Source organism: Nostoc sp. (genome assembly GCF_036917675.1).
Lineage (GTDB): Bacteria > Cyanobacteriota > Cyanobacteriia > Cyanobacteriales > Nostocaceae > Nostoc.
In genome coordinates this window covers 54,781-81,703 of sequence record NZ_JBALCT010000030.1, presented here as the reverse complement: position 1 = coordinate 81,703, position 26,923 = coordinate 54,781, and the positions used below count along the sequence as shown (strand labels likewise).

General features: G+C 42.7%; 23 protein-coding genes and 1 pseudogene. 12 read left to right on the top strand and 12 right to left on the bottom strand.

Going from position 1 to position 26,923, the window contains the following annotated elements; translation table 11 throughout:
• Positions 1-268: 268 nt before the first annotated feature.
• On the bottom strand, positions 269-1,663 hold the full coding sequence (locus tag V7K31_RS10460; RefSeq protein ID WP_335094219.1) for an AtzE family amidohydrolase: 1,395 nt from the start codon (positions 1,661-1,663) through the stop codon (positions 269-271).
• Entirely contained in the window at positions 1,660-1,848 is a 189-nt protein-coding gene (locus V7K31_RS10455; RefSeq protein ID WP_335094218.1) for a DUF4089 domain-containing protein, read from the bottom strand. The genes V7K31_RS10460 and V7K31_RS10455 overlap by 4 nt, the downstream gene beginning before the upstream one ends.
• 170 nt (positions 1,849-2,018) lie before the next feature.
• Between V7K31_RS10455 and V7K31_RS10450 the strand changes: the two genes are divergently transcribed.
• Entirely contained in the window at positions 2,019-2,297 is a 279-nt protein-coding gene (locus tag V7K31_RS10450; RefSeq protein ID WP_335094216.1) for a hypothetical protein, read from the top strand.
• Positions 2,298-2,529: 232 nt separating this feature from the next.
• Here V7K31_RS10450 and V7K31_RS10445 read toward each other — a convergent pair whose 3' ends face one another.
• From V7K31_RS10445 to V7K31_RS10435, 3 genes are all read right to left on the bottom strand, one after another.
• On the bottom strand, positions 2,530-2,892 hold the full coding sequence (locus V7K31_RS10445; protein ID WP_335094215.1) for a surface-adhesin E family protein: 363 nt from the start codon (positions 2,890-2,892) through the stop codon (positions 2,530-2,532).
• Positions 2,893-3,161: 269 nt separating this feature from the next.
• Positions 3,162-3,515 carry a hypothetical protein gene (locus tag V7K31_RS10440; RefSeq protein ID WP_335094214.1) on the bottom strand — a complete coding sequence of 118 codons (354 nt, stop codon included), beginning with the start codon at positions 3,513-3,515 and terminating at the stop codon, positions 3,162-3,164.
• A gap of 12 nt (positions 3,516-3,527) precedes the next feature.
• The gene (locus tag V7K31_RS10435) at positions 3,528-4,232 is read right to left on the bottom strand and encodes a hypothetical protein (RefSeq protein ID WP_335094213.1); all 705 of its coding nucleotides are present in this window, start codon (positions 4,230-4,232) and stop codon (positions 3,528-3,530) included.
• 243 nt (positions 4,233-4,475) lie between these two features.
• On the opposite strand from V7K31_RS10435, the gene V7K31_RS10430 reads away from it, so the two are divergent.
• From V7K31_RS10430 to V7K31_RS10420, 3 genes are all read left to right on the top strand, one after another.
• Positions 4,476-4,751 carry a glutaredoxin family protein gene (locus tag V7K31_RS10430; protein WP_335094212.1) on the top strand — a complete coding sequence of 92 codons (276 nt, stop codon included), beginning with the start codon at positions 4,476-4,478 and terminating at the stop codon, positions 4,749-4,751.
• Positions 4,752-4,804: 53 nt separating this feature from the next.
• The gene (locus V7K31_RS10425) at positions 4,805-6,307 is read left to right on the top strand and encodes a UDP-N-acetylmuramoyl-L-alanyl-D-glutamate--2,6-diaminopimelate ligase (RefSeq protein ID WP_335094211.1); all 1,503 of its coding nucleotides are present in this window, start codon (positions 4,805-4,807) and stop codon (positions 6,305-6,307) included.
• A 172-nt stretch (positions 6,308-6,479) separates the two neighbouring features.
• Positions 6,480-7,916, top strand: coding sequence for a DICT sensory domain-containing protein (locus V7K31_RS10420; RefSeq protein ID WP_335094209.1), 1,437 nt, complete (start codon positions 6,480-6,482; stop codon positions 7,914-7,916).
• A 489-nt stretch (positions 7,917-8,405) separates the two neighbouring features.
• Here V7K31_RS10420 and V7K31_RS10415 read toward each other — a convergent pair whose 3' ends face one another.
• Positions 8,406-9,893, bottom strand: a complete 1,488-nt coding sequence (locus tag V7K31_RS10415; protein ID WP_335094208.1) for a sensor histidine kinase — start codon at positions 9,891-9,893, stop codon at positions 8,406-8,408.
• 247 nt (positions 9,894-10,140) lie between these two features.
• Entirely contained in the window at positions 10,141-11,847 is a 1,707-nt protein-coding gene (locus V7K31_RS10410; RefSeq protein ID WP_335094207.1) for a sensor histidine kinase, read from the bottom strand.
• 384 nt (positions 11,848-12,231) lie between these two features.
• On the opposite strand from V7K31_RS10410, the gene V7K31_RS10405 reads away from it, so the two are divergent.
• Entirely contained in the window at positions 12,232-13,053 is an 822-nt protein-coding gene (locus V7K31_RS10405) for an SDR family oxidoreductase (protein WP_335094206.1), read from the top strand.
• A gap of 507 nt (positions 13,054-13,560) precedes the next feature.
• On the opposite strand, the gene nifJ is transcribed toward V7K31_RS10405, so the two are convergent.
• The gene (nifJ, locus tag V7K31_RS10400; RefSeq protein ID WP_335094205.1) at positions 13,561-17,199 is read right to left on the bottom strand and encodes a pyruvate:ferredoxin (flavodoxin) oxidoreductase; all 3,639 of its coding nucleotides are present in this window, start codon (positions 17,197-17,199) and stop codon (positions 13,561-13,563) included.
• Positions 17,200-18,417: 1,218 nt separating this feature from the next.
• Between nifJ and V7K31_RS10395 the strand changes: the two genes are divergently transcribed.
• Positions 18,418-18,582 carry a CopG family transcriptional regulator gene (locus V7K31_RS10395; protein WP_334823987.1) on the top strand — a complete coding sequence of 55 codons (165 nt, stop codon included), beginning with the start codon at positions 18,418-18,420 and terminating at the stop codon, positions 18,580-18,582.
• Between the two features lie 767 nt (positions 18,583-19,349).
• Here the strand turns inward: V7K31_RS10395 and V7K31_RS10390 are convergent.
• Complete coding sequence (locus tag V7K31_RS10390) at positions 19,350-20,414, bottom strand: sulfonate ABC transporter substrate-binding protein (protein ID WP_335094204.1); 1,065 nt, start codon at positions 20,412-20,414, stop codon at positions 19,350-19,352.
• Between the two features lie 207 nt (positions 20,415-20,621).
• Between V7K31_RS10390 and V7K31_RS10385 the strand changes: the two genes are divergently transcribed.
• Positions 20,622-21,311: a class I SAM-dependent methyltransferase gene (locus V7K31_RS10385; protein WP_335094202.1), complete on the top strand. Its 690-nt coding sequence runs from the start codon at positions 20,622-20,624 to the stop codon at positions 21,309-21,311.
• 183 nt (positions 21,312-21,494) lie between these two features.
• Here the strand turns inward: V7K31_RS10385 and V7K31_RS10380 are convergent, their stop codons facing one another.
• The 3 genes from V7K31_RS10380 to V7K31_RS10370 form a co-directional block, all read right to left on the bottom strand.
• Complete coding sequence (locus tag V7K31_RS10380; protein ID WP_335094201.1) at positions 21,495-21,764, bottom strand: DUF4926 domain-containing protein; 270 nt, start codon at positions 21,762-21,764, stop codon at positions 21,495-21,497.
• Positions 21,765-22,028: 264 nt separating this feature from the next.
• The gene (locus V7K31_RS10375; RefSeq protein ID WP_335094200.1) at positions 22,029-22,238 is read right to left on the bottom strand and encodes a DUF6883 domain-containing protein; all 210 of its coding nucleotides are present in this window, start codon (positions 22,236-22,238) and stop codon (positions 22,029-22,031) included.
• Entirely contained in the window at positions 22,235-22,711 is a 477-nt protein-coding gene (locus V7K31_RS10370; protein WP_335094199.1) for a hypothetical protein, read from the bottom strand. Before V7K31_RS10370 ends, V7K31_RS10375 begins: the two co-directional genes overlap by 4 nt.
• Positions 22,712-22,992: 281 nt before the next feature.
• Between V7K31_RS10370 and V7K31_RS10365 the strand changes: the two genes are divergently transcribed.
• The 5 genes and pseudogenes from V7K31_RS10365 to V7K31_RS10345 all read left to right on the top strand — a co-directional run bounded on the left by V7K31_RS10365 (position 22,993) and on the right by V7K31_RS10345 (position 26,875).
• A complete protein-coding gene (locus tag V7K31_RS10365) occupies positions 22,993-23,844 on the top strand; it encodes an ABC transporter ATP-binding protein (protein ID WP_335094198.1) in 852 nt (283 codons plus the stop codon).
• A complete protein-coding gene (locus V7K31_RS10360) occupies positions 23,801-24,655 on the top strand; it encodes an ABC transporter permease (RefSeq protein ID WP_335094197.1) in 855 nt (284 codons plus the stop codon). The genes V7K31_RS10365 and V7K31_RS10360 overlap by 44 nt, the downstream gene beginning before the upstream one ends.
• Positions 24,656-25,031: 376 nt before the next feature.
• Positions 25,032-25,148, top strand: a pseudogene (locus V7K31_RS31840) (ABC transporter permease); the annotation flags it as partial.
• Between the two features lie 19 nt (positions 25,149-25,167).
• Positions 25,168-25,641 (top strand): MarR family winged helix-turn-helix transcriptional regulator, encoded by a 474-nt coding sequence (locus V7K31_RS10350; RefSeq protein WP_335094195.1) that lies wholly within the window; start codon positions 25,168-25,170, stop codon positions 25,639-25,641.
• The gene (locus V7K31_RS10345) at positions 25,607-26,875 is read left to right on the top strand and encodes an MFS transporter (RefSeq protein ID WP_335094193.1); all 1,269 of its coding nucleotides are present in this window, start codon (positions 25,607-25,609) and stop codon (positions 26,873-26,875) included. Before V7K31_RS10350 ends, V7K31_RS10345 begins: the two co-directional genes overlap by 35 nt.
• Positions 26,876-26,923: the final 48 nt, after the last annotated feature.

The following is a 26,923-nucleotide window of genomic DNA, read 5'->3' as shown; positions in this document are numbered from 1 at the left end:
TCCACCCTGCATTCCCTTGTAGGGAAGGGGGGCTAGGGGGGTTAGGTTTCTGAGCTTTTGATGTTAGCAATAATACTTGTTCATTCATCCTCTTATAGCGGTTATCAGTTGAGTGAAGTACAAGAACCCCACCCCCAACCCCCTCCCCGCAAGCGAGGAGGGGGCTATGATGTAACTTATATGATTAGGAAACGCTATGGTAAGGAGAGGGATTAAAGATAGGACGGGGTGAAGTTTTCGATCGCAGGAATGCCAGTTTTTTAAAGGATTAGCTTTCGTTGAGAGGGTTGAAAATCACTGGTGCTGAAACTATACCTTTTGCCTCTAATGTAGCCGCAACTTGTAAAATTAATGCTTCATTATATGGTGCTGCGATCAATTGTACGCCTAAAGGTAAGGCATTTGTACGCTGAATTGGTACTGATAAAACGGGTAAACCTATAAAAGATAATGGTTGAGTAAATAGCCCTAAATGAGGACGGACAAGAATTTCTTCGCCATCCAAAATCATCGTTTGTTGACCAATTAGCGGTGCAGAAATTGGTGTTGTTGGGGCAAGAATTATATCCACATTTTGAAAGATTTCTCGAATGCGATCGCGGTACCATTTTCTAAAGCGTTGCGCTTGGAGATACCAGTTACTTGGAATTAACGCCCCAGCCAAAAAGCGATCGCGTGTCGCTGAATCAAAATCTTGGGGACATCTACGCAATTTATCCAAATGCAGATTTGCGCCCTCGCTAGCTGTAATTACAAAGGCTGCTGCACGGGCGCGGTGTGCTTCTGGTATTGTTACGTATTCAGTGACATTCAAAGCATCAGCTACTTTTTGCACTGCTGCTATAGCTTCCGGTTCTGCGCCTTTAAGAAAGTAATCAGCTGCGATCGCAATTCTAATATCACAGATATCTTGTTTGAGTTGTGATAAAACCAATTCAGGCGGACGCTTTGTACAAATTGGATCGCGATCGTCTTCTCCCTGAAGCGCATCAAACACCGTGGCGATATCCTGCACCGAACGCGCAAAAGATCCAATGTGGTCAAAACTGCTAGAAAATAAAGCTACCCCAGCACGAGATAAGCGTCCATAAGTCGGCTTCAAACCAAAAACACCACACAATGCCGCCGGAACGCGAATTGAACCATTAGTATCAGAACCCAGGGTCAGGGGTACTAACCCAGCAGCAACAGCCGCCGCCGAACCACCCGATGAACCACCAGCAACTCGCTGTAAATCATGGGGGTTGTGAGTAGCACCGTAATGGGAGTTTTCCGTCACAAACCCATAGGCGTACTCATCCATATTCAAAGCGCCAACCAGCACAGCACCCGCTTGTTTCAGCTTTGCTACTGCTGTTGCATCAAGGCTAGCAGCTGGGTTTTCGGCATTAATTTTCGACCCCGCCAGAGTCGTTAAACCAGCGATATCGAAGAGATTTTTCACCGCAAAAGGCACACCCGCAAGCCTTCCAGGATAATTACCTTGGGCAATTTCTGAGTCAATGCGTGCTGCATCTGTTAAAGCAGTCTCAGCAGTCACAGCCGTAAAACAGTTGAGTTGATTATCCCACGCGGCGATTCGGGCGATCGCGGCCTGAGTAACTTCCACCGCGCTAACTTTGCCCTCACGCACAGCAGCAGCTATTGATACAGCATCATTCATGGTTCAAAAACTGGTGCAACTTCAATATCCTCCGCTAGGGGAAACTCATTTACAAGATTAGCGATCGCACTAATTCTCTCAAAATTTGCCACCACACCATCCCGATACTCATCTCTTAGCTGCAAATCCAACAACAACGCCATTTGATCAGCATACTCACCTACATTAAACCCTTCTCTTCTCATCTCTCCTCCTCCGTCCCCTTTGCATTCAGTATATTCTCTAATGCACTTAAGCAAGCAGATGACTAATAATAAAGTTTTTAATTATTGCTATTTTAGAAAATTCAGTAAAAAGTATGATTTATATGGTTTGAGATATCCTTTGTAACCAATAACTAAATTACCTAAGTACTATGAAAAATGATGGTACTGATTGGAAAATTTCAGTATTAGTTTTTATTGTTATGTTGTTTGGTCAAAATTTATTAAGAAGTTGTGGCAAAACTAAAGTACCAATAAATTACAGTCCTTACTATGCTATACGAGGAAAAGAGTATTCTAATCGTTGCGAATGTCCTTATGATATTGCTGAAGATCATAGGATATGCGGAGATCGTTCATCTTATAGTAACCCTGGAGGCGGGCAACCGAACTGTTATTTAGGTGATATTTATGGCTATCCTCCTCAATAATTTATTCTCTTGCTCAATGCCTAATACCCACTGAAAAATAAAAGCAAACTTCTGAAACTAAACCTTATAAAGCGATGCACTGTATCTAATGTTTGATTTAGGTTTAGGAGAAACGTTTTTCCTAAATTAATTTCAAGGTTTATCCTGTCGCAAGGAAGGCGAGAATCAGAATAGCTTAGTTCAGGAAATGTTACCCTGGTAATAGGGGCTAGCTGATTAGCCCCTGCCTTTCCTAATTACAAAGCTTTTCCCATAAAGTAGCTCTAACAGTGTTTATAATAATTTTATTGAATGGGCTTTGAGGAAAATGACGTTCTTGGATGAATTGACCATTGGCAGTATAGGATTCATAACCAGTTGATCTATTAGCTCTTTCCTTGCATAATATTTCACTATAGCCAACTAAATACTTATTCTCTCTTTCACTAACTATCAACTCTTTAAAAGCATATCCTCCGTTGATTTCTGTAATAGATTCAGTATCAATAGAAAATTTTGTATCGCTTTCAGTAGCATCAACATAAACCCAATTTTCAGCTTTAGCAGGTAACGCCGCAGAGATAACAAATACTAAACCCAGTAACAAACTCTTCATAACTCACCAAAAAAATTCATCATCTCTTAGACGTTAGCCCTTTGGCATCAGGAACTTTAGTGATATTATATGAAGTTCTTGTATGGCAACCGTAACTCACTCATAGTAAAAGTAACTGTTCTTGAATTACTGAGCCTAGATGTTGTTGTATTTTCTTTCACCTTTTAGCTTAAACATTTCAGAAAAACTTGTATAAAACAAAAAGCTTTAAGATACCTTAAAGCTTTTTGTCTCTTATTATTTATTTGATTTAAAAATTGTCTGTTGGACTAACATAGCGATGTAATTGAGTCCCTGTTCTTTGCTTTTGCAAAATTTACCGAATCCATTTGGTTTAGCACCAAAACACAAAAAGCGTATAACATTGCGACATACAGCCTAAACTCAAAAACAAGGAGTTCTATTTTGATAGAACTTATTTTGACCCTTTCTGCGTTTATCTCAGCATCCGATATATCCGTCCAATTTTCTAGCCACTCTCCATCAACGTCCTTAACAAATTGGTATATGGCATCAACTCCCATAAGCCTTTTAGAGCGTCTTAACTCTCTGGCGCTCTCAAGAGCAACTCTTGCTCTAGTAACTTTCTGTTCTTTGGGAATTTCAACTTGATAGGACATCATCGCTTTAACTGCTTATCTGTCTATATTAATTTTAGAATAACAGTTTTTCGGGATTTCGTCACTACACTGAAATGCTTCTTGTCCAATTCTTGACTCAATTTGATGGAGTGTTGGGTTGTAACTTACAAACAAACCCCGATCAATTGCCCAATATTGTAAAGTATCTAACCATTTTTCCTGCTTTGGTTGAGAAAGTATACCTTGAATAGTAGTTATTTGAACAGAAAGAGGTAAATTGGTTAGTCCAGAAGCGAATAAATCTGTTGCCATTGATAGATCCGCAATATAAGAATGAAATGTATCACCTCCAAGAAATTCTATTACTTGGCATATCTTCTCAACTAAAGAAGTATCGTTCCCTTGGAATTTACCAGCCATTAATTCTTTTTTCCAGGTTTCTTTTTTTGGATCTCTCTCATTAATCCAAAGGGGAAATAAATATTCGTACCAATACATCTCTATTGGTGTCAGTGAGGACAGTTCAGCCTCCTTGTCCTCTTTAGGTATTAATTGTAGTTCTAACCAAAATGTTGCATCTTCTATCAACTCTTCCAAAAGAAGCATTACGTGTTTTTTAGATACCAGTTGTCCCGATTTTTTATCAGCAATCCATCTACTCATTTCCCTTAGCCTTGATGCCAAATTTGGATAAGTATCTTGAGAATCTTGAATTAATCTTACTAAGTTAGACCTGATTTCATCTGGAGATTTTTGCACGCTAAATTTACTACCTAAATAAATAATCGATTTGCCCTAATGACAGCTATGCTAGTTGAGCGCCAATCGTAAAGATTCGGTTTTGATAACCATACCGTAATTGCACAAGCTTGAGCAGAAAGAGCGCAATTACCCTCTCGCAACGGTAATTATATTTAAGGATAATGCCCTGACCAATGTCTTTGAGTCCATTGTTCGCTTTTGGTGATGTGTAGAATAGTGTTCATGGTAATTAATTAACAAATGCGATTAATCTTATACAGTAAACCCGGCTGTCATTTATGTGAAGGCTTGCAAGAAAAACTAGAACAAATCCAAAATCTCAGTTTCGAGTTAGAAGTTAGGGATATTACGACTCGTGAAGATTGGTTTGCTGCGTATGAGTATGAAGTGCCAGTGCTTTATTTATCGAACCGCAGAGGCGCAGAGGACACAGAGGAAAAACTATTGCCGCGTCCTTCTCCTCGTGCTAGTGTGCAGCAGTTGGAGCAAATGTTGCGGAAGTATTTGGTCAATTAGAAAAAAATAATGCAGAATAAGCGCAAGATTAAGAATGTGGCGAGGTTCACAAGATGAAATTGCGGGAATTACTAACGGCGGTGGATAGTGTTGAGCAATTGCCTAGTCATCCGATTTTTGAGGATGTGGAAGTTAGGGGTTTGAAGACGAATTCCCATGCTTGTGGTGTGGGAGATTTGTTTATTGGGATGCCAGGAACGCGGGTTGATGGTGGAGAATTTTGGCAAAGTGCGATCGCATCGGGTGCCGTAGCTGCGATCGTCTCTCCCGAAGCTGCACAGAAAAATCCTCCCACAAATCAGGCTGTAGTAATCAGTGCAAGTAACATAACTCAAGCTTGCGCCCAGATAGCCAGTGCTTTTTACGGTTATCCGGGACGAAAACTCAAGCTGGTAGGTGTGACTGGTACAAATGGCAAAACTACAACTACTCATCTAATTGAATTTCTGTTGATTAAAGCGAATCTAGCTACAGCTTTGATGGGAACTCTCTACACTCGTTGGCCAGGTTTTGAGCAAACTGCTACCCACACTACGCCCTTTGCGGTGGAACTACAACAACAGCTAAGAGAGGCTGTAAATGCTGGTAGTGAGTTCGGGGTGATGGAAGTAAGTTCTCACGCTTTGGCACAAGGTAGAGTGTTGGGTTGTCAATTTGAGGTGGCGGTGTTCAGTAATCTTACTCAAGATCATCTCGACTATCACAGCGACATGGAAGATTATTTTGCCGCCAAAGCGTTGTTATTTAGCCCGGATTATCTCAAGGGACGGGCAATAATTAATGCTGATGATTCCTACGGCAAGCGGTTAATTGCCTCGTTAGATTCCCAACGGGTTTGGAGTTATAGCGTCAACGACAACAGCGCTGATTTATGGATGAGTGATTTAAGTTACCAGCCCAATGGTGTTAGTGGGACATTACATACACCAAAAGGTGACGTGGCTTTTCGATCGCCTCTAGTTGGACAATATAATCTAGAAAATCTTCTCGCAGCCGTAGGAGCAGTTTTACACTTAGGGCTAGATTTGCAGTTAGTCGTATCTGTGATACCTGAGTTTCCCGGAGTTCCCGGACGGATGGAATGGGTACAAATTAGTCCTGAGCAAGATATTAGCGTGATTGTGGATTATGCCCACACACCCGATAGTTTAGAAAATTTACTGAAAGCGGCACGCCCGTTTATACCTGGAAAGGTGATTTGTGTATTTGGGTGTGGAGGCGATCGCGATCGCACTAAGCGCCCAATAATGGGTAAAATTGCCGCCGAATTAGCTGATGTGGCGGTGGTGACATCGGATAATCCCCGCACTGAAGACCCAGAACGGATTTTGAAAGATATTTTGGCGGGAATTGCTGACACAGTGCAGCCAACTGTAATTTGCGATCGCGCGATCGCAATTCGTACCGCTATTTTACAAGCACAACCCGGTGATGGAGTCTTGCTTGCTGGTAAAGGTCATGAAGACTATCAAATTCTCGGTACTGAAAAAATCCATTTTGACGACCGAGAACATGCACGCGACGCTTTACACCAAAGACTGAACATTCAAGTTTAATTCCAAAGGTAGCACAGATGTGCTACCCTAAAATGTGTATTTCACACAATTAAAATTGCCCATAATTGATTGTTCATATTTCTTTGCGTGGAGATTTTGTAAAAAATGCACATATAAAGGTGAAAATCGAAGACAGAATTATTTCTTGCTTCATCCTTGTTGTGCTTGACTCATGAATGTATCTCTGGCTAAGGAACTATCTGTTTATCAACTGGTTATGGGAGTGCAAGTGCCTCCTAAACCATTGTCCCTCAGTCCTGCTACTCTGCTATCACTGGTGAGAGCGCAAATTGACTTACTAATTGAGCAGCAAATTGCAGCAACTTTGTGGGTGAAGCTACCACCGGATAAAATTTGGCAATCAGAATTAGCGCGTTATAAATCCTCAGTAGGTGCGTCTAGTCTCATTTATACTTGCCAGATTGAGGAGAGACAGAAAGGGGGAGATGAGAGAACAGGTAAAGAAAATACCGCCTCATCCTCTCATCATGTCTCTGTTTACCTCCCAGCAGATAGCCAACTGCGACGTGAAAACTTTCTGATGGTATTATCGCCCCAGTTTTGCAGTTTAATTTTGGCTCATCGACCACTTAAAAAACGCAAAAATCAGACATCGGCGAAGGTAAATACTAATAAAAACCAGCCGTTGCTGATTATAACTACTGTTGAGGGGAGAGTAATTCAGCAAGTATTAAATGGTATCCAAAAAGCGATTACACCAGAATCATCCCCAATTTTACCTGCTAGTTTTATTTGTCCAAGTGCGCCCCAAGCCGCACTGATGAATCAACTGTTGGCAAAACAACTTCTGCGACAAGATGAAATTAATCGTCAAATCATCACAGTACGCACCACCAAGTTGGAGCAGCAAAATCAAGAACTGCACAACAAAGAGCAACTCAAAGATGAATACCTGAAAAATGTCTGTCAGGAATTACGTACACCCTTGACGCACATGAAGACAGCACTTTCATTGTTGAATTCCCCTAATCTTAAACCTCCCCAACGACAACGTTATTTACAGATGTTAAATACCCAGTGCGATCAGCAAAATTCCCTGATTACTGGTTTGTTGGAACTGGTGCAGCTAGAACGGAATTTGGAGGGGAGGGCTTTGGAGTCGGTGCGTCTCTCAGATATTGTACCTGGAGTAGTCAGTACCTATCAAACAGTAGCCCAAGAAAAAGAGATTATCTTAACCTATACCGTACCCACTGAACTCCCATCTGTTTGGTGCGTGAGCGGTGGTTTGAGGCAAATTCTGATAAATATACTGCACAACAGCATTAAGTTTACTCCGATTGGTGGTCAAGTATGGGTGCGTGCCCGTATTCAAGGCGATTATGTCCAATTAGAATTCCGCGATACAGGTATCGGTATTGCCGAAAATGAGATTCCCAAAATCTTTGATCGGTTTTATCGTGTGCGTACAGCCGCAACTGAAGATTATGGTGGTGCTGGGTTGGGGTTAACAATTGTACAGCAATTGCTGCTGCGCTCTGGCGGATCTATTTCTGTAAAAAGTAAATTATATGAAGGTTCCACATTTACAGTGCAACTGAGAAGTGTTGGCGATATCCCCAAAGCGATCGCTACACAAAATGAGTGATCACTTATGACTGGAGTTTAGACTAATATTTGAACTACATCTGTCGTCAGGGCACAGCATTGCTCATACGTGTAAAATTAACGTGAAAGCCAGTCTATAACTAGCTTTTAGAGACTGTCTCATTCCCACTCGGAGACTAGGAATGCCGTTCTAGAGGTTCCGCCTCTCTTGCTGGCGGCAAAGCCGCAATTGCTCTGCATTTCCAGCAAGAGGCTCTTAACGAGATTTGAAAAGGCTTTTAGCTTAAGTTGACACCAATGAGCATTGCTGTGCCCCTACTGCGTTGTCTATTTACCTGAAAATAGCTGTAATATTATGTCCGCCAAATTACCCATAATAAAGAACCCCACCCCCAACCTCTCCCCGCGTGCGGGGAGGGGAGCTAAAGCATAGCTTTGGCAGGGTGGGGTTCCAAATATTATGCTTAATTGCCCGCAGATCATATAATTCCTAACTCCTGTACAGACGCGATTAATCGCGTCTGTACTCCTAATTCCTAACTGCCGGCTTCTGCTTGCTAACTTCTAAAGGTAGGAAAATCGTCAAAACTTCCCCATAATGTGGACGCTGGCGCACAATCAGTTTTCCACCGATCGCTTGAAACAAATGCTTAGTTGCAGCGATATTCAAACTAATCGTACCCGTCTCTGGTTGGAACATCAGCAGTTGACCTAGAGCTTTCCGAATTGGTGGCGTTGCAGGTGTGGCGGCTTTATTGGAATCTTTGCATCCGAATTGGGGCGATAATTGTAACTTTAGTTGATCTCCAGCCGGAATAACTTGAACTTGAATATGGCTGCCAGCAGGTAAGCTGCGAGTGAAATTCTCTATCAAACCAGTGAGTACCTGATCCAGCATCGTCGGATTACTCACCACTGTTGGTAATTGCTGGGGTAAAACAACATTTAAAGTTAAGTTCCGCCGATGCGCTGCTTGTTCCCAACGGGGAATGCTCTGCTGCAACACTTGATCTAAAGACATCGGTGTGAGTTGAGTTTTTGAGGATTTTGTTGAAGCAGTAGTTTCCAATTCTGCTGCCTTAAACAGCAACTCCATCCGGTCAATTTGCTCGGTACACTCGTGATCGATAATTTTTAAGCGATTGATCACGCCAGCATCTAAGTCTCGCCGCTTCAAAAGCAGACGAGTCATGGTGCGAATAGTTGTTAAAGGTGTGCGGACTTCGTGAGCGAAAGCTTGGAGCAATTCTACATCGGGATTTGGGGATTGGGCATTGGGCATTGGGGATTGGGCATTGGGAATTGGGTATGGGTTATTCTCCTTGTCCCCCTTGTCCTCCTTGTCCCTAGTCTCTTCTGCTTCTGTTAATTCCTGAAGCAACAGCTGGCTAAACTCAATTATGATGCGGTAATCTGGTGCTACCGGAGAATACTGTTCTACTAATGCGTCTAGGCGGGCGAAAAATTCTGGATTAGCCAGCATTACCCTTGCTCCTAGCGATCGCCAAGCTTGCTGCACTACCTCTGGCTCAAAAGAAAATGAAAAGGTTTTTTTACCGTTTTTGTGGGTTGCTAAAACCAGCACTAATCTAAATTTATCTGTGAAAACTAAGCAGAACTGCTCTGCCCCTAGCGGATCGGCAGGTAATAAGGGAAGTATCGATTCATGGGGAGCGATTTCTTCATTTACAGATGCGTTAGCGTAGCCCAACCCAGGCATCGGATCTGGCATCTGAAATGGCATCAGCGCCAAGGGATTAAATGGTTTTGCCGTAAAAGTTACTGTTTGTAAGCTTTGAGTCAGTTTTGGCTGACTAAATAAGGGTGCTGGTGCAGCTAAAACTAATCCTTGGGTTGTGTCAACTGAAGGATCTGCTAAAGTATTTAATAGCAAATGTTCTGTCGCTGCTAGGCTGACACGCCACTGCCGCTCTGCTTTAGCAGGGGAACATTCAGCGACACTTGATTGATTTTGGGCCAAGATTTCGCTCAGGCTTGGCAATATCCATTTATACACAGGTTTTCACCCCCTTAATTCAAGAGCGACTAACAGCGTCTAGGCTAGACATTTCACTACTACCTAAAAGGTTATAGCTATTTCTGTACTGGTGATAGTGGTAGAACCGAACAATTCGGGCGCAATTTCCCCTAGAAGTGCGATGTCTACGACGGGCTACGCCTACGCAGATTAAACATCTGGTGAAAAAGAATGTAGAGACATAGCACCGCTACGTCTCTCTACAAGGGTTTTGGATAACGCATATTTAATTTCTGGAGATATCTATTGATAATTGTGCTGATTTCACTGCTCGCATCGGCATTACAATTACAAACTCTGCACCCTGTCCTAATGATGAAATGCATTGCAAAGAGCCACCATGCTTTTCAGTAATTATCTGGTAGCTGATCGATAATCCCATACCAGTCCCCTTACCAACTTGTTTAGTAGTGAAAAAAGGGTCAAATAGACGCGACTGGATTTCTTCTGGAATTCCTGCTCCATTATCAGCAATCCGAATGACGACATTTTCATTTACCTGTCCAGAAGAAATGCGAATCAAGGGATTTGGACAAAGTTCTTTTTGGAAACCCTCTTCTAAAGAATCGATTGCATTTGCCAAGAGGTTCATAAATACCTGATTCATTTGCCCTGCAAAACACTGGATTTTAGGCATTTCACCATATTCTTTGACCACTTTAATTTCAGGGCGATTATTTTGTGCCTTGATTCGGTGTTGCAAAATTAACAGAGTACTGTCGATTCCTTCATGTATATCAACCGTTTTAAACTCAGCTTCATCCAAACGAGAAAAAATTCGTAGACTGAGAACAATTTCACGGATGCGTTTAGCCCCCATTTTCATTGAGGTTAACATCTTAGGCAAATCTTCTATTAGGTACTCAATATCCGCTTCTTCGTTAGCATTTTGAATTTCTGGCACTGGGTAGGGATAATAATTTTGATAAAGCTTAATTAACAGCAGCAGCTGTTGAATGTAATCATCAGTGTATTGAAGATTGCCGTAGATGAAATTAACTGGATTGTTGATTTCATGGGCAACTCCCGCCACTAGTTGACCCAGACTCGACATTTTTTCAGCTTGAATTAATTGGACTTGGGTTTTTTGCAGGTCTTTTAGAGTTTGGTGAAGTTCTGTTTCTGCCTGTTGGCGCTCAACAATCTCGTCTCGTAATTGTTCGTTGGCCTTGACCAACTCATCTCTGGAATGTTGCAGATCGTCCGCCATTTTGTTGAACGAGATAGCTAACTCGCCAATCTCATCCTGGGAGCGAATATTAACTCTGGTATCCAGCTTACCTTCAGTCAGATATACCACAGCTTGCTGGAGTTGTTTAATCGGTTTTGAGATGCTTACCGAGAGCAGATAACCTGCTGCTAAGGCAAATATGCCACATCCCAAACTGATAACCGACGTGACAACAATATTTTTATGGGCTATTGCTAGCGCGGCTTCGTAAAGCGGTGTATATTCCAGAATTACTGCGCCAATTATTTCACCGTTGCTAGTCTTAAAAGCAACAGCAATTAATTGAATCCCCTTTGGGTACTCAGAACTAGTCTCAACATAAGTTCTTGGTATGCCATCGTGAATAGTTTTACCAACTTCATTGTTGCGATCGTGATCTAATCGCGTACCGATGTCTTCGGCAACTACATCTGCCAGGATGATTTTATTGCGGTCTACAATCTCTAGATCACGCTGACGTTGCTTGTGTAGTGCTTGAACATGATTTTGCAAATCGGCTAGTATCTCATCTCGCGATCGCGTTTCGTGGTATTGAAACTCATGACTTACGAAATATCCCAGTAGTCCAGCAACTTCTTCAGCCTCTTGTAGAGCAAGATACTTAGCTATCTTCAATTGCTGATGAGCATTAATCGCACCAATCATTCCTGAGAGAGTAACCATTCCTAGAATACCCGAAATTAATTTTTGACTAATTTTCATTCCTTGCTCGAAACCTCAAGTGGTAGCTACAGTGCCGATTTAGATACGACTTAGGGAAAATTGTCTCAAAAACCTGATTTGTCGTAGGGGTAATTCATGAATTACCGCTACTTCAGAACTTTTTTGCGTAAGTCCTGTTAGATTTAGGGAGTTTACCCTGATCCTAAAATTCCCACTTATCAGCCTGAAAGCTACAGAGCAAAACTAAATAGTCAAAAACCTATTTCATTAGTGATTGTAGTTGGTCAAAAATCGAGGTATAATCGGCGAAATAGTCGAAAACCAAGACTAAACACCAAAAAGTTAGAAAACCTTAGTTAGCCTTTAACTCAAAGCTTATTTTTAAATTTTGAATTTTGAATTTTGAATTCGGAGCGAAGCGACGTGACTTCTTTTGAAACGTCAGTTGAAAATTTGGTACTAGTTGCTGGTGCTACTGGTGGAGTGGGGCAACTGGTCGTAGGCAAGCTGCTAGAGAAAGGCTTGAAAGTTCGTGTCTTGACACGCAATGCCGCAAAAGCTGAAGAGATGTTTAACCAGAGAGTGGAAATTGCCGTTGGTGACATCCGCCAGCCAGCTACACTACCAGCCGCAACGCTAGATGTGAGCCACATCATAAGTTGTACCGGAACCACTGCCTTTCCCTCTGCGCGATGGGAGTTTGACCAAGCCCCGAACTTGATTGAATGGGGAATCACTTACCTTAATCCCAAATCTAGTGAAGCAAAAGCAAAGAATAGTCCAGCAAAGGTCGATGCCCAAGGTGTCAGCAACCTAGTGGCAGCAGCACCCCGGAATTTGCAGCGATTCGTTTTCGTCTCTTCCTGCGGAATTTTGCGTAAAAATCAGTTTCCTTTTAGTATTCTTAATGCGTTCGGCGTGTTGGATGCCAAACAAAAGGGCGAGGAGTCTATTATTAATTCAGGATTACCCTACACTATTATCCGTGCAGGACGCCTTATTGACGGTCCATATACTTCATACGATCTCAACACCCTTCTCAAGGCAAAAACAGGAGGTAAATACGGTGTGGTCTTAGGCACTGGGGATACACTTTCGGGTGATGCTAGCCGGATTGATGTAGCCAGCGCTTGTGTAGAATGTCTTTTTCAGCCAAATAGTTCCAGACAAATTTTTGAAATAGTTAACCAGGGACAAAGACCACCTGTGATTGACTGGGAAACTCTTTTTTCCTCGCATTCTTAAAAATTGCCCAACTATTTTTTTACCTATACTGCAAGCTCTTGCAGATGGGGGAGATTGAAAAACTACGGCTTATATCATGTCCGCTTGATTGCTTATTAAACCCGAAGAACCCCACCCCGCCAAAGCTACGCTTTGTCTCCCCTCCCCGCAAGCAAGGAGGGGATTAAAAAGTGGCTTCAAATCAGTTGGGGTCGAATTCCCATCTGCAAAGCTCCTCCTGGCTGCTGCCTCCTTCATTCTCGCGTTTAAATTCGCAAGTCTCATACCATTTCACGAAAACCTTGATACACACAGATTTCTCGTAGGAGCATGGCATTACCATGTCCTTACCAACGTATTTGTATCATTATTAAAGTGAAATAGTATCAGACCTGTTTAAATTTTGGATGCAAGAATCTTCAATCCCTACGGCTTGGTGCAGTCACTCATGGGGGAAACCCCCATCGCTTTTAGCGTCTCCCCTTGGAACAAGACCGCGCTGCTTCACCAAAATTTAAAATTTAAAATCTAAAATTCGGTGATGGGAATCTCACGCTTTGCCAGATATTGGTACATCTGCCAACGTGCATCTACTTCCGCTTGCGCTTGTTCTAATAAGTGCTTGGCTACGTCAGGTTTGCTCTTGGTGAGCATTTTGAAGCGATTTTCTTGATACATCGAATGTTCTACAGATTGCTTAGGCGATCGCATATCCAATTGCAAAGGATTTTTACCCTGTTTGAGCAACTCTGGATTATGCCGATACAACAACCAACGACCTGATTCTACCAGAGTTTTCTGATGATTCATCCCTGTGGTCATATCAATGCCGTGGGCGATGCAATGGCTATAAGCAATAATCAGTGATGGACCATCATAAGCTTCTGCTTCCAAAAATGCTTTCAGAGTATGTTCATCTCTAGCACCAAGGGCTACACTCGCTACGTAGACGTTTCCGTAGGTCATGGCAATCATCCCTAAGTCTTTTTTTGGTGCAGGTTTGCCACTGGCGGCATATTTGGCAACTGCTGCTCTTGGCGTAGCTTTAGAAGATTGACCGCCTGTATTAGAATACACTTCTGTATCCATTACTAAGATGTTCACATTTCGACCACTGGCAATTACATGATCGATACCCCCAAAATCAATATCATAAGCCCAACCATCACCGCCAACAATCCAGACGCTTTTTCTCACCAAGTAATCTGCAATCGATTTGAGATTTTGGATTTTGGATTTTAGATTGGGGTCAAGAGTTAGAATTTCATCTAACCTCTGCTGCAACAGTTCTATCCTTTCGCGCTGTTCCCAAATGTCAGCCTCAGATTTTTGTTCAGCTTTGAGGATAGACTGAGCAAGGTTTTCATCTATTTCACTCCCCAATTGTTGCAATAGTTCCGCCGCAAACTCAGCTTGTTTATCGAGAGAAAGACGGAAGCCAAAACCGAATTCCGCGTTATCTTCAAATAGATTATTAGACCACGCTGGGCCGCGTCCTTGGGCGTTGGTTGTCCAAGGAGTAGTGGGGAGGTTCCCACCATAGATTGAGGAACAACCTGTAGCATTGGCGATGACGGCGCGATCGCCAAACAATTGTGTTAATAATTTTAAATAAGGTGTTTCACCACAACCTGCACAAGCACCAGAGAATTCAAATAAAGGTTCTTGCAGTTGTTGTTGGCGAATCTGGTTTAATTTTAGCGATCGCCTGTCAGGATTGGGTAAACTCAAAAAGAAATCCCAGTTTTTCCGCTCTTGCTCTTGTAAAGGCAGCTGCTGTGCCATATTAATCGCTTTCCGCAATGGCTCAGATTTATCTTTAGCAGGGCAAATATTTACACAAATAGTACATCCTGTGCAATCTTCTGGGGCAACTTGAATAGTAAATTTTTGATTGGCAAAGTCTTTATCTTTTGCACCAGTTGATTTGAAGGTTCCCGGTGCATTGACTAACTCATCCACTTGATAAGCCTTGGCACGGATGGCACTGTGGGGACAAACCATCACGCACTTACCACATTGTACGCAGACATCCGGCTCCCACACAGGTATCTCTTCGGCAACGTTACGTTTTTCCCACTTGGCAGTACCTACGGGAAAGGTGCCATCAACTGGTAGTGTGCTAACAGGTAAGTCATCACCTTCCCATACCATGATTTTGCCCAGAACTTCTCGCACAAATTCGGGAGCGGAGTCTAGCAATTTTGGATTTTGGATTTTGGATTTTGGATTGTTAATTGTCTGTGGCATGTCTACTTTATGCAGGTTGTCTAAGGTGTTGTCTACAGCTTGCAAGTTCATGCGGACAACTTCTGTGCCTTTTTTACCGTAAGTTTTGTCAATCGCTTGTTTGATTTTAGCGATCGCTTCTTCTTGTGGCAAGACACCCGCTAAAGCAAAAAAGCATACCTGCATAATAGTGTTAATTCTTCCACCCATGCCACTTTCGCGGGCAACCTGGCTAGCATCGATTACGTATAACTTCAAATGCTTGTCGATAATTTGCTGCTGCACCTTGAGCGGTAAATTTTCCCAGACGGTATCTGCATTATATGGACTATTAAGCAGCAAAGTCGCCCCAGGAATAGCAGCCTTTAAAATATCTATGCGTTCTAGAAATCCCCAATGATGGCAACCAATAAAGTTGGCTTGGTCAATTAGGTAAGTGGAGCGAATTGGCTCTTTGCCAAAACGTAGGTGAGATACAGTCATCGAGCCAGATTTCTTAGAATCGTAGACAAAGTAGCCTTGGGCGTAATTGTCGGTTTCTTCACCAATAATCTTGATGGAATTTTTATTAGCCCCAACAGTGCCATCAGCACCTAATCCATAGAACATTGCCCGAACAACATTATCTGATTCTGTAGAGAAGTTGGGGTCAAAGCTCAAGGACGTATGACTAACGTCGTCATTAATCCCAATAGTAAAGTGATTTTTTGGTTTAGCTTGGGCAAGGTTATCAAAAATACCCTTCACCATCGCCGGTGTAAATTCCTTAGAAGAAAGACCGTAACGACCACCAATAATTTTGGGCAGAGGGGCAGGGGGCAGGGGGCAGGGGAGAAGATCCTCCCCTCTGCTCCCAGCTAAGAGCTCCCCTGCTTCTTCTCCCCACGCTTCATGAATAGCAGCCACAACATCCAAATACAACGGTTCCCCGGGGCTGCCTGCTTCTTTGGTGCGGTCAAGAACAGCGATCGCTTTTACACTAGTTGGTAATACTGCAACAAACCTTTGCACATCAAAAGGGCGGTAAAGTCGCACTTTTACTACACCAAGTTTTTCACCACGGGCGTTCAGGTAATCTACTGTTTCATGGACGGTTTCACAACCTGAACCCATCAGAACGATAACGCGATCGGCATCGTTGGCGCCGTAATATTCATAGATATTGTAATACCTTCCCGTGCGTTCTCCAAATTGATCCATGATGCGCTGGACAATTTCATGCACGCTTTTGTAGTAAGGGTTAGCGGCTTCACGTCCTTGGAAATAGACATCGGGGTTTTGGGCAGTACCCCGCAAAACTGGACGATCTGGGGTGAGGGCACGGGCGCGGTGGGCGAGTATTAGGTTATCGTGGATTAGCGATCGCAAATCGTCATCTGAGAGCAATTTGACTTTCTGGACTTCATGGGAAGTGCGGAAGCCATCAAAGAAGTGCATAAACGAGACTCGCGCTTCTAGGGTAGCAGCATGGGCAATCAGAGCAAAATCTTGACTTTCTTGCACTGAAGCAGAACATAGCAGGGCGAAACCAGTAGCACGAGCTGCCATCACATCGCTATGATCACCAAAAATAGATAAAGCATGGGTAGCCAGGGAGCGAGCTGCAACGTGAACCACAGCGCTAGTCAGTTCACCAGCAATTTTGTAGAAGTTGGGTATCATCAACAATAACCCCTGAGATGCCGTGAAAGTGGTACTCAGGGAACCTGTTTGCAATGCTCCATGTACAGCGCCTGCGGCTCCTCCCTCGCTCTGCATTTGCACGACGCTGGGAATAGTACCCCAGAGGTTAGAACGGCCTTCTGCTGACCAAGCATCTGCCCATTCACCCATTGCCGAAGAGGGGGTGATGGGATAAATGGCAATCACTTCATTTAATTTGTAAGCGACACGGGCGACAGCCTCATTCCCGTCAATAGTTGCAAAGGTTTTGTTCATAAGATGATTTTTGTCCCCGCCTCTAAGCTGGATTATTCAGAACGTGTGAATATAAAAATCAGAAATAGCCAGAGCCAACAAATCAGTGAACACGAGTTACTGATAACTTTTAAAAGGGGGATATTATCCGAACTGCACTGAGATTTAAGTAAGTGGGTCAAATTAAATATAAAACCTCACCCTGCCTCCGGCTTCCCTCTGGGATACTTTGGAGAGGGATTGAGGGTGAGGTTTGATCTTATATTTAATTACGCCTACCTACTTACCCTTGTTTTAAGGATGATTTGTTGATGGCTTTTCTGACTTTTCACGGTATCTGGAAAACCTCTCTCTTTTTAAGAGAGAGACTTTGAATTTTCCCCCTTACCGCATTGGAAAGGGGGTTAGGGAGTTAGGTTTTTTGTGGGCTTTTCCATACGACGTGAAAAGTCAGGATGACTTTCGGCTCTTTAGTTAACTTTAAATAAATACTGCATCTATTAATATCTCATCCACAATATTGCATCTATTAATATGTATTAATAATGTACTCAATAACCAAAGTCTCTGTTCGATAAGACTTTAAAGCAATTTATTCTTTTTTATGGGGTATGGGTTCGGGAATCTCTGATCAAAAATATTTCACCAATCAGGAAATTGCCCAAAGTTCGGAAATCTAATTGACTATCTCTTATCTCGTTCCCAGTCTCAGACTGGGAATACCCGTCGTTGAGGCTCCGCCTCCCTTACTGGCGACAGAGCCACAATAAGTAGCATTTCCAGTCTCTGGCTGGAAACGAGGTTTGAAAAGGGTTTTACCTGAAGTTGACACATACAAGCAATGCTGTGCCCCTACGACAGATGGGGTTTAAATACATAAAAACTGCTGTAAGCCTATGTCATAATGCGATCGCACCGCACTTTTAGATCACAATTTCACACCAGATACACAGCAGTCATTTGGGTTTGATGCTGGGTTTAATGACAGTTGGTGAAAATACTTATTTTGTGTTTACTTACTTTAATATTCCTTTTACATTCTACTTATAATTACTGCCCTAAAAGTAGCTAAACTTCATACTTGAGAATATACCCTACCTCTTGACTATTGCTTATAAAAAATAATCTCTGGCTTCATGATTACTTAAACTAGATGTCATTAGTTATACCATTGTCTTAGCAGCTTAAATGATTGATATTAGAGAAGTAGTTTAAAAATATCGCTTGTCTCTCTAATACATGAATAAAAAATGGGCTGCTAAACGACTTACAATCAATCTCACATCAAGCGAGGCACAGAAGCTTGAACAATACTGTTCAATCACAGGGAGACCAGCAACCGATGTGATTCGGGAGTTAATTCGCTCGCTTTGTCCTCAAAATGAAAAAGTCTCTGAAATCTAGTAAATCAGGGTCATCACATCTGAATTTATGAGTGAAATATAGTGTTTCACAGTTATCAATTTTCCTGTAAACACGCGATATACGTAGATTTCAAGGAAGGTGAAGTACACAACGATTCGTCTCAAAGCCAGGTGTAAGGGGTGTTTTACTTCTGAATTCTGCTGTAGGTAGCAACTGAACGCATTCAGATGTGATTCTGCTCGATTTAGCCATGCCCAATATGGATGGTTTAGAAACTAAATATGCGTTATCAAGAACCCATGTAGAGACGTAGCACTGCTACATCTCTACATTCTTTTTCACCAGATGTCTATTTAAATCTGCATTTGTTCAAAGCCGTTAGGACAATTCGGCGATAGATGCCTTCAACAAGCGTACATTGTGAATTGATTGTTGTCCTAAGCTTCCTGTCCGTTACTATATTTTCAGGTAAATAGACCACGCAGTAAGGGCACAGCATTGCTCATAGGTGTCAACTTAAGCTCAAACCCCTTTAAAACCTCATTTCCAGCCTTCTTGCTGGAAATGCTTTTTCATTGCGGCTCTGCCGCAAGTCTTGAGGCGGAGCCTGATATTAGGCATTCCCAGTCGGAGACTCTTAACGAGGAACGAGTAAATTTATTAAAGCTTTGTCTAGACTGGTTTTTACGTTAAGTTTATACCTATGAGCATTGCTGTGCCCCGATGACAGATATGGTTCAAATACTTGAATTCTGCTGTAAATTGAATATTTTTATATATTCATCCATTGATCTCTCAAAAGGAACTTACGAATTATTCACTTTGCCTTGCCAAACAATTTCCTTAACTTTGATTTCTTTCGGGAGCAATTTAATTTTGTAGAAGGTATCAGCAACCTCTTGTTGTTTAGTAATCACTTCATCTGTGAGCGGAAGTACATCATACTCACGCCGCTTTTCTGCTATTTCCAAGATAGGAGCATCTATACCTAAAGCCGGAGAAAGAATTTTAGCAACTTCACTAGGATTATTTTTTGCCCAGTCACTAACTTTCTTCACCTGATCTAAAACTATTTTCAAGGCATCCGGCTTGGCATCAACAAAAGATTTTGCAGCCAGATAATAACCACGATTGGCAGCTAATCCCGTCGCATCTACTAAAGTACGTGCGCCTGTTGCTGCTTCTGCTGCGGCTAAGTAAGGGTCCCAAATTGCCCAAGCATCAATCTTTTTTCCCTCAAAAACAGCACGAGCATCGGCAGGAGTGAGAGTTACTCGTTGGATATCACTATACTGTACCCCTGCCTTTTCCAGTGCTTTCACCAATAGGTAGTTAGCATTAGAACCTTTAACAAAAGCAACTTTTTTGCCCTTGAGTTCAGCCACACTTTTAATCGGTGAATCCTTGGGTACCAGGATGGCTTCAGCCTTGGGACTCCAAGGATCGTAGGCAACATAAACCAAAGGAATACCCCCAGCTTGAGCAAATATTGGTGGTGATTCTCCGGTATAGCCGAAATCAATACTACCTGCATTCAATGCCTCTAGGAGTGGGGGACCAGCAGGAAATTCCGACCAAGTTACCGAAGATCCTGAAGTTACGAAAGCTTTCTCTAATTCCCCTCTCGCCTTCAGCGCATAGAGGACAGTTGATGCTTTCTGGTAGCCGATGCGAACTGTGGTAGGGGTTTGGGTTGTCTGCGGTGTGCCAGAGTTGTTGCTTGCGCTACCAGAACAAGCAGAGACAGCCAAAGTTAAGCTAAGTCCCACCGCAAATATTATACAAAAAGTGCAGATTCTTCGTTGTTGAAACCTTTGGAAAAAGGCGATCGCAATGCCCAAAAATCGACTTGGAGAGAACTTAGTCAACATCTTTACTCTGCTTTCAGGGGTAAATTAAAATCAGACTTCAGCAAACCTCCGGTAGAACTCCGGCAAGCTTATTGATTTACCGTATTATTATTGAATGATAAAAATATCACATAATTAAAGCTGAAATGCAAGTTTCTTCGCTGAAGAAAAAATTCTCCCTATCATCGCAACGTCAAATCTAAACTTAATCGGATCAGAAAGCACCCGATGACAGATAATATTCTTGAACAACAGATTGAGTACTATTGCGCTAGAGCCAACGAATATGATGAGTGGTTCTATAGGAAAGGACGCTACGATCGCGGTACCCAAAACAACCAGTGCTGGTTTAATGAAGTAGCTGTAATCAAAAATACATTACACCAAATTGGCGTAGTGGATGATATTTTAGAGTTAGCGTGTGGAACAGGTATTTGGACGCAGGAGCTTTTAAGTACCGGTAAAAAAATTACTGCGATCGATGCCTCTGAAGAAGTGATTGTAATTAATCGCTCGAAGTTAAATTCCCTGAGTGTTGAATATCACCTCATGGATTTATTTACATGGCAACCTAACACTGAATATGATTTAGTGTTTTTTGCCTTTTGGCTCTCTCATGTGCCGCCAAAATTACTCGATTCATTTTTGACGAAAGTCTATCAATCTGTTCGCCTTGGTGGACAAGTATTTATCATTGACTCTTCCTTTGAACCGACATCTACGGCTAACAATCATATCCTTAAAGATGACGGAAACATATATCAAACCCGTAAGTTAAATGATGGCCAAGAATTTCAGATTGTCAAAATTTTTTATCAGCCGGATCAACTTCAAGTTCAGCTAAATAAAACAGGTTTTCAGGCTGACGTGAAGGTGACAGATAACTATTTTCTCTATGCACATGGGAGAAAGATTTAAATAATTGGTAATTCGTAATGCGTTATACCCCGCTACGTCCCTTATGTGTCTCGTAGACAAGACACCAACGATCGCCATAATCGGATATTTTGTGGAAGGTTTATAGATATGATTTTATTTCAGAATATCTGATAAAGCTGCGTAGGCGTAGCCAGCTGTAGGCATCGCTCTGGGCACAACAACTTATGCTATCACCATTGGCCTTACTGAATCAGGGGATGCTGGCTCAAAATGTAATACCATAATTTGCTCTGGGCGTAAACCGACAGATTCGTATGTGCGTCCATTGCGTAGGCATAGCCCGCCGTAGGCATCGCTAAATTCAACCTCAAATGCATCACCACCAGCTAATAATTCTACTACTGTGCCAACTTGACCACGGTACAGGTTGTATTCAGGTAGATCAACTGTCAGTGCTACTACATCCAGCAACTTGATTGTACTTTTGGTCATCTTGTATAGGACTAATATTTGATTTCTGAAAAGATACGTAGGGGAGCCAGTCGTGTGGGCGGGTTTCCCGACTTGAGCGAACTGGCGTTGTATTAGCAAGTAGAGTACTGCACCAAACCCTTGATAATGGTGCGTTACGAACTTCGTTCTAACACACCCTACATACCTAATTTTGTTCAAAAATCAAATAGGAGTCCTATATACTATCTAATATACTTAGATTTTTTCAGAAATCAAATCGGATTGCTATATCACTTCCAGATATTACAGAGGATAGCAGGTTGTTAATCTTGGGACATCAGAACCTTCTTGGATAATGCAACCACTGCGAATGGTCGCACTTCTATCTTGCCATTCCAACGTGAAATCTAGAGTGTAGCGTTGTCCAAATGCATCACGCCGTCCCAATTTAAGCTCATGCGTTTTGACTATTTCTAAAAGAATGTGGCACAATTCTTCTGCAAGACGCTTCATCGCTTTGGTGAAGGCAAGGAACCCCCGAAATCTCCGCCGTCCCAATCCGAGCTACCAAGCCAGCCATCATTCTCAGCATCCCACAACAACATATATGCAACTAACAAGGTATTGATAAATTGCTCTACAGGAATTTTCCAATGTCTAGCCATCTTGTCTAATTGCACTTTTGTTACTGAATTTGATGATACAAAACATTGCAACACATCATCGTCGCTACAAGACCATCCAGCAATGAATTTATCCAAATAAGGTTTATATTTTTCTGTTGGATGAGGTTTCTTAAAGTTAGTGAAGCGAACATTTCTAAAAAAGTCTAGTTTTAGACCAGCAACAAGCCCATCAGAATCTTTACTATAAATATAGTAATAAAGTGAAGTACCTTGACCATTAAAACTGCGAGTAGCACGAATGATTCTAGGAGTGACGAAATCATCTCCCTCAAAATCTGCGAGAACATCCTTTATTGCCATACAAACCGTGTTCAGTATTCAAGTATTATTCTTAGGGTTCCCAAAACAGAAGAAAACAATCCGCGTCAGTGTACTAGGTTTTGGCAGATTAGGATAGGCTCCCGTCAAGGTACTTGCGGGCGATGGGTAGACTGCGATCGCTGTCAGTGATACTTCGCGCCCATTCTACTGAGTTTCCTTTTACTCTGATTCAGATTTCTGTAACAAGTCTATTGACTTCAGACAAATATGTTGAGAAACTAATAGTTAGTCTCACTAATGAATGGAAGTGCATCAAACTTGTGACTATACTGACGGGAAAAATAAATCGGTCAGAACCTCTTAGCGAACCAAAAGGGCTGATTTTGGAAACTCAGGGACTCACACGCCGTTTTGGGAAGTTAACGGCTGTTAATAACCTGAGCATATCTGTGGAACAGGGTGAAGTCTTTGGGCTGCTTGGGCCGAATGGGGCAGGGAAAAGTACAGTTATTAAGATGTTGACAACTTTACTGCCTCCCAGTGCAGGAACAGCAACTCTGGCTGGCTATGATGTGACTCACCAATCTAATCCTGTAAGACGGGCTATCGGCTATGTACCCCAGGCGCTTTCTGCTGATGGTAGCCTCACGGGTTACGAAAATCTGTTAATCTTCGCCAAGCTGTATGGAATACCTGCCAAAGGACGCGATCGCCGTATCTATGAGATTCTAGAATATATGGGTTTGCAAGATGCGGCGCAGCGCTTGGTACGAAACTACTCTGGTGGGATGATCCGCAAGCTGGAAATCGGCGTATCAGTGCTACATCAACCCCAAATTTTGTTTCTTGATGAGCCGACTGTGGGACTAGATCCGATCGCTCGAACTCAAGTATGGCAACTTGTGGAACAACTCTGTGCAGATTACGGCACAACTATATTTTTAACAACCCACTTTTTAGAAGAAGCAGACAGCTTATGTAACCGAGTGGCGATTATGCAGCAAGGTGAAGTTGTAATTACAGGCGCACCAAGCGACTTAAGAGCTTCTTTAGATAAACCAAACGCAACTTTGGATGATGTCTTTATTCACTATACAGGCGACCAGTTAACATCAGGAGTCAACTACCGTGACACAGCAAGAACCAGACGTACTGCTCAACGGTTGGGTTAAAAGCCCAGCTACTTACCGAGTAAATATCATCTCTGCAATTAAAGAGCTAGTTACGAAAACTCTGGCGATCGCAGAATTGGAAGTGCGTAAACTCCGGCACGATCCCACTGATTTAATAGTCAGATCAGTGCAACCGTCATTATGGTTGCTGATTTTTGGGCAAGTGTTCTCCAAACTTCGGGAAATTCATACAGGGAACTTACCATATTTAGACTTCATGGCTGCTGGCATTCTCGCTCAAAGCGTGTTGAATGTGGCCATTTTCACCGGTGGAATCACACTAATTTGGGAGCGAGATTTAGGGATTGTACATAAATTTCTTGCTAGTCCTACACCCCGTATAGCAATGGTCTTGGGCAAAGCTCTAGCATGTGGGGTACGGTGTTTATCACAGGTAGCAGTAATTTATGTATTGGCTTTTTTCTTAGGTGTAAAATTAAATTTCCATCCTCTAGCTTTTGGGCAAGTGCTACTGGTAGTGATGCTGGGGGGGGCTTGCTTTTGTCTTTTTTCATTAATTATTGGCTGTTTGGCAAAAACCAGAGAGCGGATGACCGGAATTGGCCAAATGTTAACCATGCCGTTATTTTTTGCCAGCAATGCTATTTATCCGATCTCAATGATGCCCGACTGGTTAAAGATTGTTTCCCACTTGAATCCCTTAACTTATCAGGTTGACGCTTTACGCAGCGCCATGCTGGTGGATGGAATCAGCGTTTATGGCTTTGGTTGGGATTTGGCAATTCTCTCATTAACAGTAACAGTTTTGGCGGTCATCGGTGGACGACTTTATCCACGGGTAGCAATTTGACACTCCCCGCTCTAAAGAGACGGGGATTCTTGGCTCACCGAAACCACTTAAATTAGAGTCCTTGCGTCATCTAACTCAGAGGTGGGATTCTCCCCAAGCGTTAATTCGGGTATGCCCTACCCTATTCGCGTTGCCGCGAGTTCTGTTTAGATTTGGAGACAATTGCCCCAAAATGCTCTTCGTCTAGCTCCTCTGAATCTTTTACCTACTGCGAGGTGGAGTCTAGAAAAATGCAGTAGAACCGCTTAGATTCAATTTTCAAGGTGCAGCGTGTCTTTCGACAACAAGGTTTTTTCAGTGGTTGATTACCTTGCCCACTATCGCTATTATACCAAAATCCGCCCTAGATGGGCGGGGCTTTAGACCCATTATTTTGGTAATCCGCAATGGTTCTAGCGTCTATGGCTTTGGTCTGGATTGTACAATTCTCTTATTAAGGTTAATAATCTTAACCATCATTGGTGGAAAACTTGATCCACGGATGGCAATGTAATTAGGAGAATAACAGTCCCATGACCTTGGATAAACCTACTAAAGGTGCAACTTCCGAAGAATGTGCCGCTAGGGTAATGGACACAGTTCCATTAATGATGCGGTTTATCCGAGCGGATATGCGTGCCCACAGCGCTGCTTTTTTATCTATACCTCAGTTGCGATCGCTAGCATTTATCAACCGGAATCCTGGGGCTTCATTATCTGAATTGGCAGAGCATTTAGGTGTCACCTCTGCCACAGCATCAGCAACTATAGAACGCTTAGTCCAACGCGATTTCGTCAAACGCTGCGCTCATCCTCAAGAGCGGCGGCGGGTGCTGCTCAATCTAACTGAAGATGGAAGGCATCATCTCAAGCAATCCCAAGATCAAACTCGCGCTCATATTACCGACCTATTGAAAGGTCTTACAGAAGAGCAAATTTCCAACATTGAAGAAGGCTTAACTCTACTAAAAAATGTCTTCGAGCAAACAGAACTCAAATCCCCATAACTCTGAGGTTGCACAGCACGATCCCTTTGCAGCCTTGAAGTTTCGAGACTATCGGCTATTTACCATTGGACGGCTGGTGCTGTCCGTGGGGTCGCAAATGCAAACTGTAGCCATCGGCTGGGAACTCTATGAGCGGACTAACTCAGCGATAATTCTAGGTGGTGTGGGACTGGCGCAAGTCTTGCCGATGATTGCTCTCACCTTGATTGTCGGACATGTGGCCGATCGCCGCGATCGCAAACTGATTATGTTACTGTCAGTGATGCTACTAGCTCTCTGTTCGCTGGCTTTGGCAGTGCTTTCCTATACCCAAGGTGCAATTTTTCTAATTTACGCCTGCTTGGTATTAACAGGTGTCGCTAGGGCATTCCTCAGACCTGCTAGTGATGCCTTAATGTGGCAGTTGATACCTGTCAGCGCTTTTACCAATGCAGCAACTTGGAATAGTAGTAGCTTTCAGTTAGCCGCAGTCATCGGCCCAGCCTTCGGAGGATTCGGGATTGCGCTGTTGGGAAGTGCTACAGGCGTATATGTGATAGCAGCGATCGCCGCGTTGCTCTGTTTTATTTTAACCCTGCCGATAAAAGAGCAAAAAGGTATCCGCACAACTGAGCCAATCTCACTCAAAGCGCTGTCAGCTGGTGCTAAATTTGTCTGGCAGAATCAGTTGATTTTAGCAGCGATTACATTGGATATGTTTGCTGTATTGTTAGGTGGTGCGATCGCGCTCCTTCCCATCTTTGCCAAAGATATTTTACATGTGGGACCAGTGGAGTTGGGATATCTCCAGGCAGGACACTCCATCGGTGCTTTGACAATGACGATTACGCTGGTGTATTTACCACCATTACGCAAAGCCGGCCCAGCCTTATTATGGTCAGTGGTTGGCTTTGGTGTTGTGACAATTATCTTTGGACTTTCTCATTCGTTTTGGCTATCTATGTTGATGCTGACCCTTGGTGGCGCACTAGATAGTATTAGTGTAGTGATTCGCCATACATTAGTTCAAATCAGAACACCGGATCATTTGCGTGGTCGGGTTGCTGCTATTAATAGCGTGTTTATTAGTGCCTCGAATGAATTAGGGGGCTTTGAGTCAGGCTTGACTGCTGCCTTGTTTGGCCCAGTGATTTCGGTTGTAGGTGGTGGAATTGGTACCATTGTAGTAGTGATTGCTACGGCTATGATTTGGCCAGGAATTCGGAAGTTAGGGGCTTTGCAGGAATATAAATAGAAGTACTGAACAATTATTTGAAAAGTCAGGGTAATTTCAAAAAATTTC

Bases quoted from the DNA above. Each gene is read 5' to 3' on its own strand.
- V7K31_RS10460 (WP_335094219.1), bottom strand. From the start codon at position 1,663: ATGAATGATGCTGTATCAATAGCTGCTGCTGTGCGTGAGGGCAAAGTT.
- V7K31_RS10455 (WP_335094218.1), bottom strand. From the start codon at position 1,848: ATGAGAAGAGAAGGGTTTAATGTAGGTGAGTATGCTGATCAAATGGCG.
- V7K31_RS10450 (WP_335094216.1), top strand. From the start codon at position 2,019: ATGAAAAATGATGGTACTGATTGGAAAATTTCAGTATTAGTTTTTATT.
- V7K31_RS10445 (WP_335094215.1), bottom strand. From the start codon at position 2,892: ATGAAGAGTTTGTTACTGGGTTTAGTATTTGTTATCTCTGCGGCGTTA.
- V7K31_RS10440 (WP_335094214.1), bottom strand. From the start codon at position 3,515: ATGATGTCCTATCAAGTTGAAATTCCCAAAGAACAGAAAGTTACTAGA.
- V7K31_RS10430 (WP_335094212.1), top strand. From the start codon at position 4,476: ATGCGATTAATCTTATACAGTAAACCCGGCTGTCATTTATGTGAAGGC.
- V7K31_RS10425 (WP_335094211.1), top strand. From the start codon at position 4,805: ATGAAATTGCGGGAATTACTAACGGCGGTGGATAGTGTTGAGCAATTG.
- V7K31_RS10420 (WP_335094209.1), top strand. From the start codon at position 6,480: ATGAATGTATCTCTGGCTAAGGAACTATCTGTTTATCAACTGGTTATG.
- V7K31_RS10410 (WP_335094207.1), bottom strand. From the start codon at position 11,847: ATGAAAATTAGTCAAAAATTAATTTCGGGTATTCTAGGAATGGTTACT.
- nifJ (WP_335094205.1), bottom strand. From the start codon at position 17,199: ATGAACAAAACCTTTGCAACTATTGACGGGAATGAGGCTGTCGCCCGT.
- V7K31_RS10395 (WP_334823987.1), top strand. From the start codon at position 18,418: ATGAATAAAAAATGGGCTGCTAAACGACTTACAATCAATCTCACATCA.
- V7K31_RS10390 (WP_335094204.1), bottom strand. From the start codon at position 20,414: ATGTTGACTAAGTTCTCTCCAAGTCGATTTTTGGGCATTGCGATCGCC.
- V7K31_RS10385 (WP_335094202.1), top strand. From the start codon at position 20,622: ATGACAGATAATATTCTTGAACAACAGATTGAGTACTATTGCGCTAGA.
- V7K31_RS10380 (WP_335094201.1), bottom strand. From the start codon at position 21,764: ATGACCAAAAGTACAATCAAGTTGCTGGATGTAGTAGCACTGACAGTT.
- V7K31_RS10375 (WP_335094200.1), bottom strand. From the start codon at position 22,238: ATGAAGCGTCTTGCAGAAGAATTGTGCCACATTCTTTTAGAAATAGTC.
- V7K31_RS10370 (WP_335094199.1), bottom strand. From the start codon at position 22,711: ATGGCAATAAAGGATGTTCTCGCAGATTTTGAGGGAGATGATTTCGTC.
- V7K31_RS10350 (WP_335094195.1), top strand. From the start codon at position 25,168: ATGACCTTGGATAAACCTACTAAAGGTGCAACTTCCGAAGAATGTGCC.
- V7K31_RS10345 (WP_335094193.1), top strand. From the start codon at position 25,607: ATGTCTTCGAGCAAACAGAACTCAAATCCCCATAACTCTGAGGTTGCA.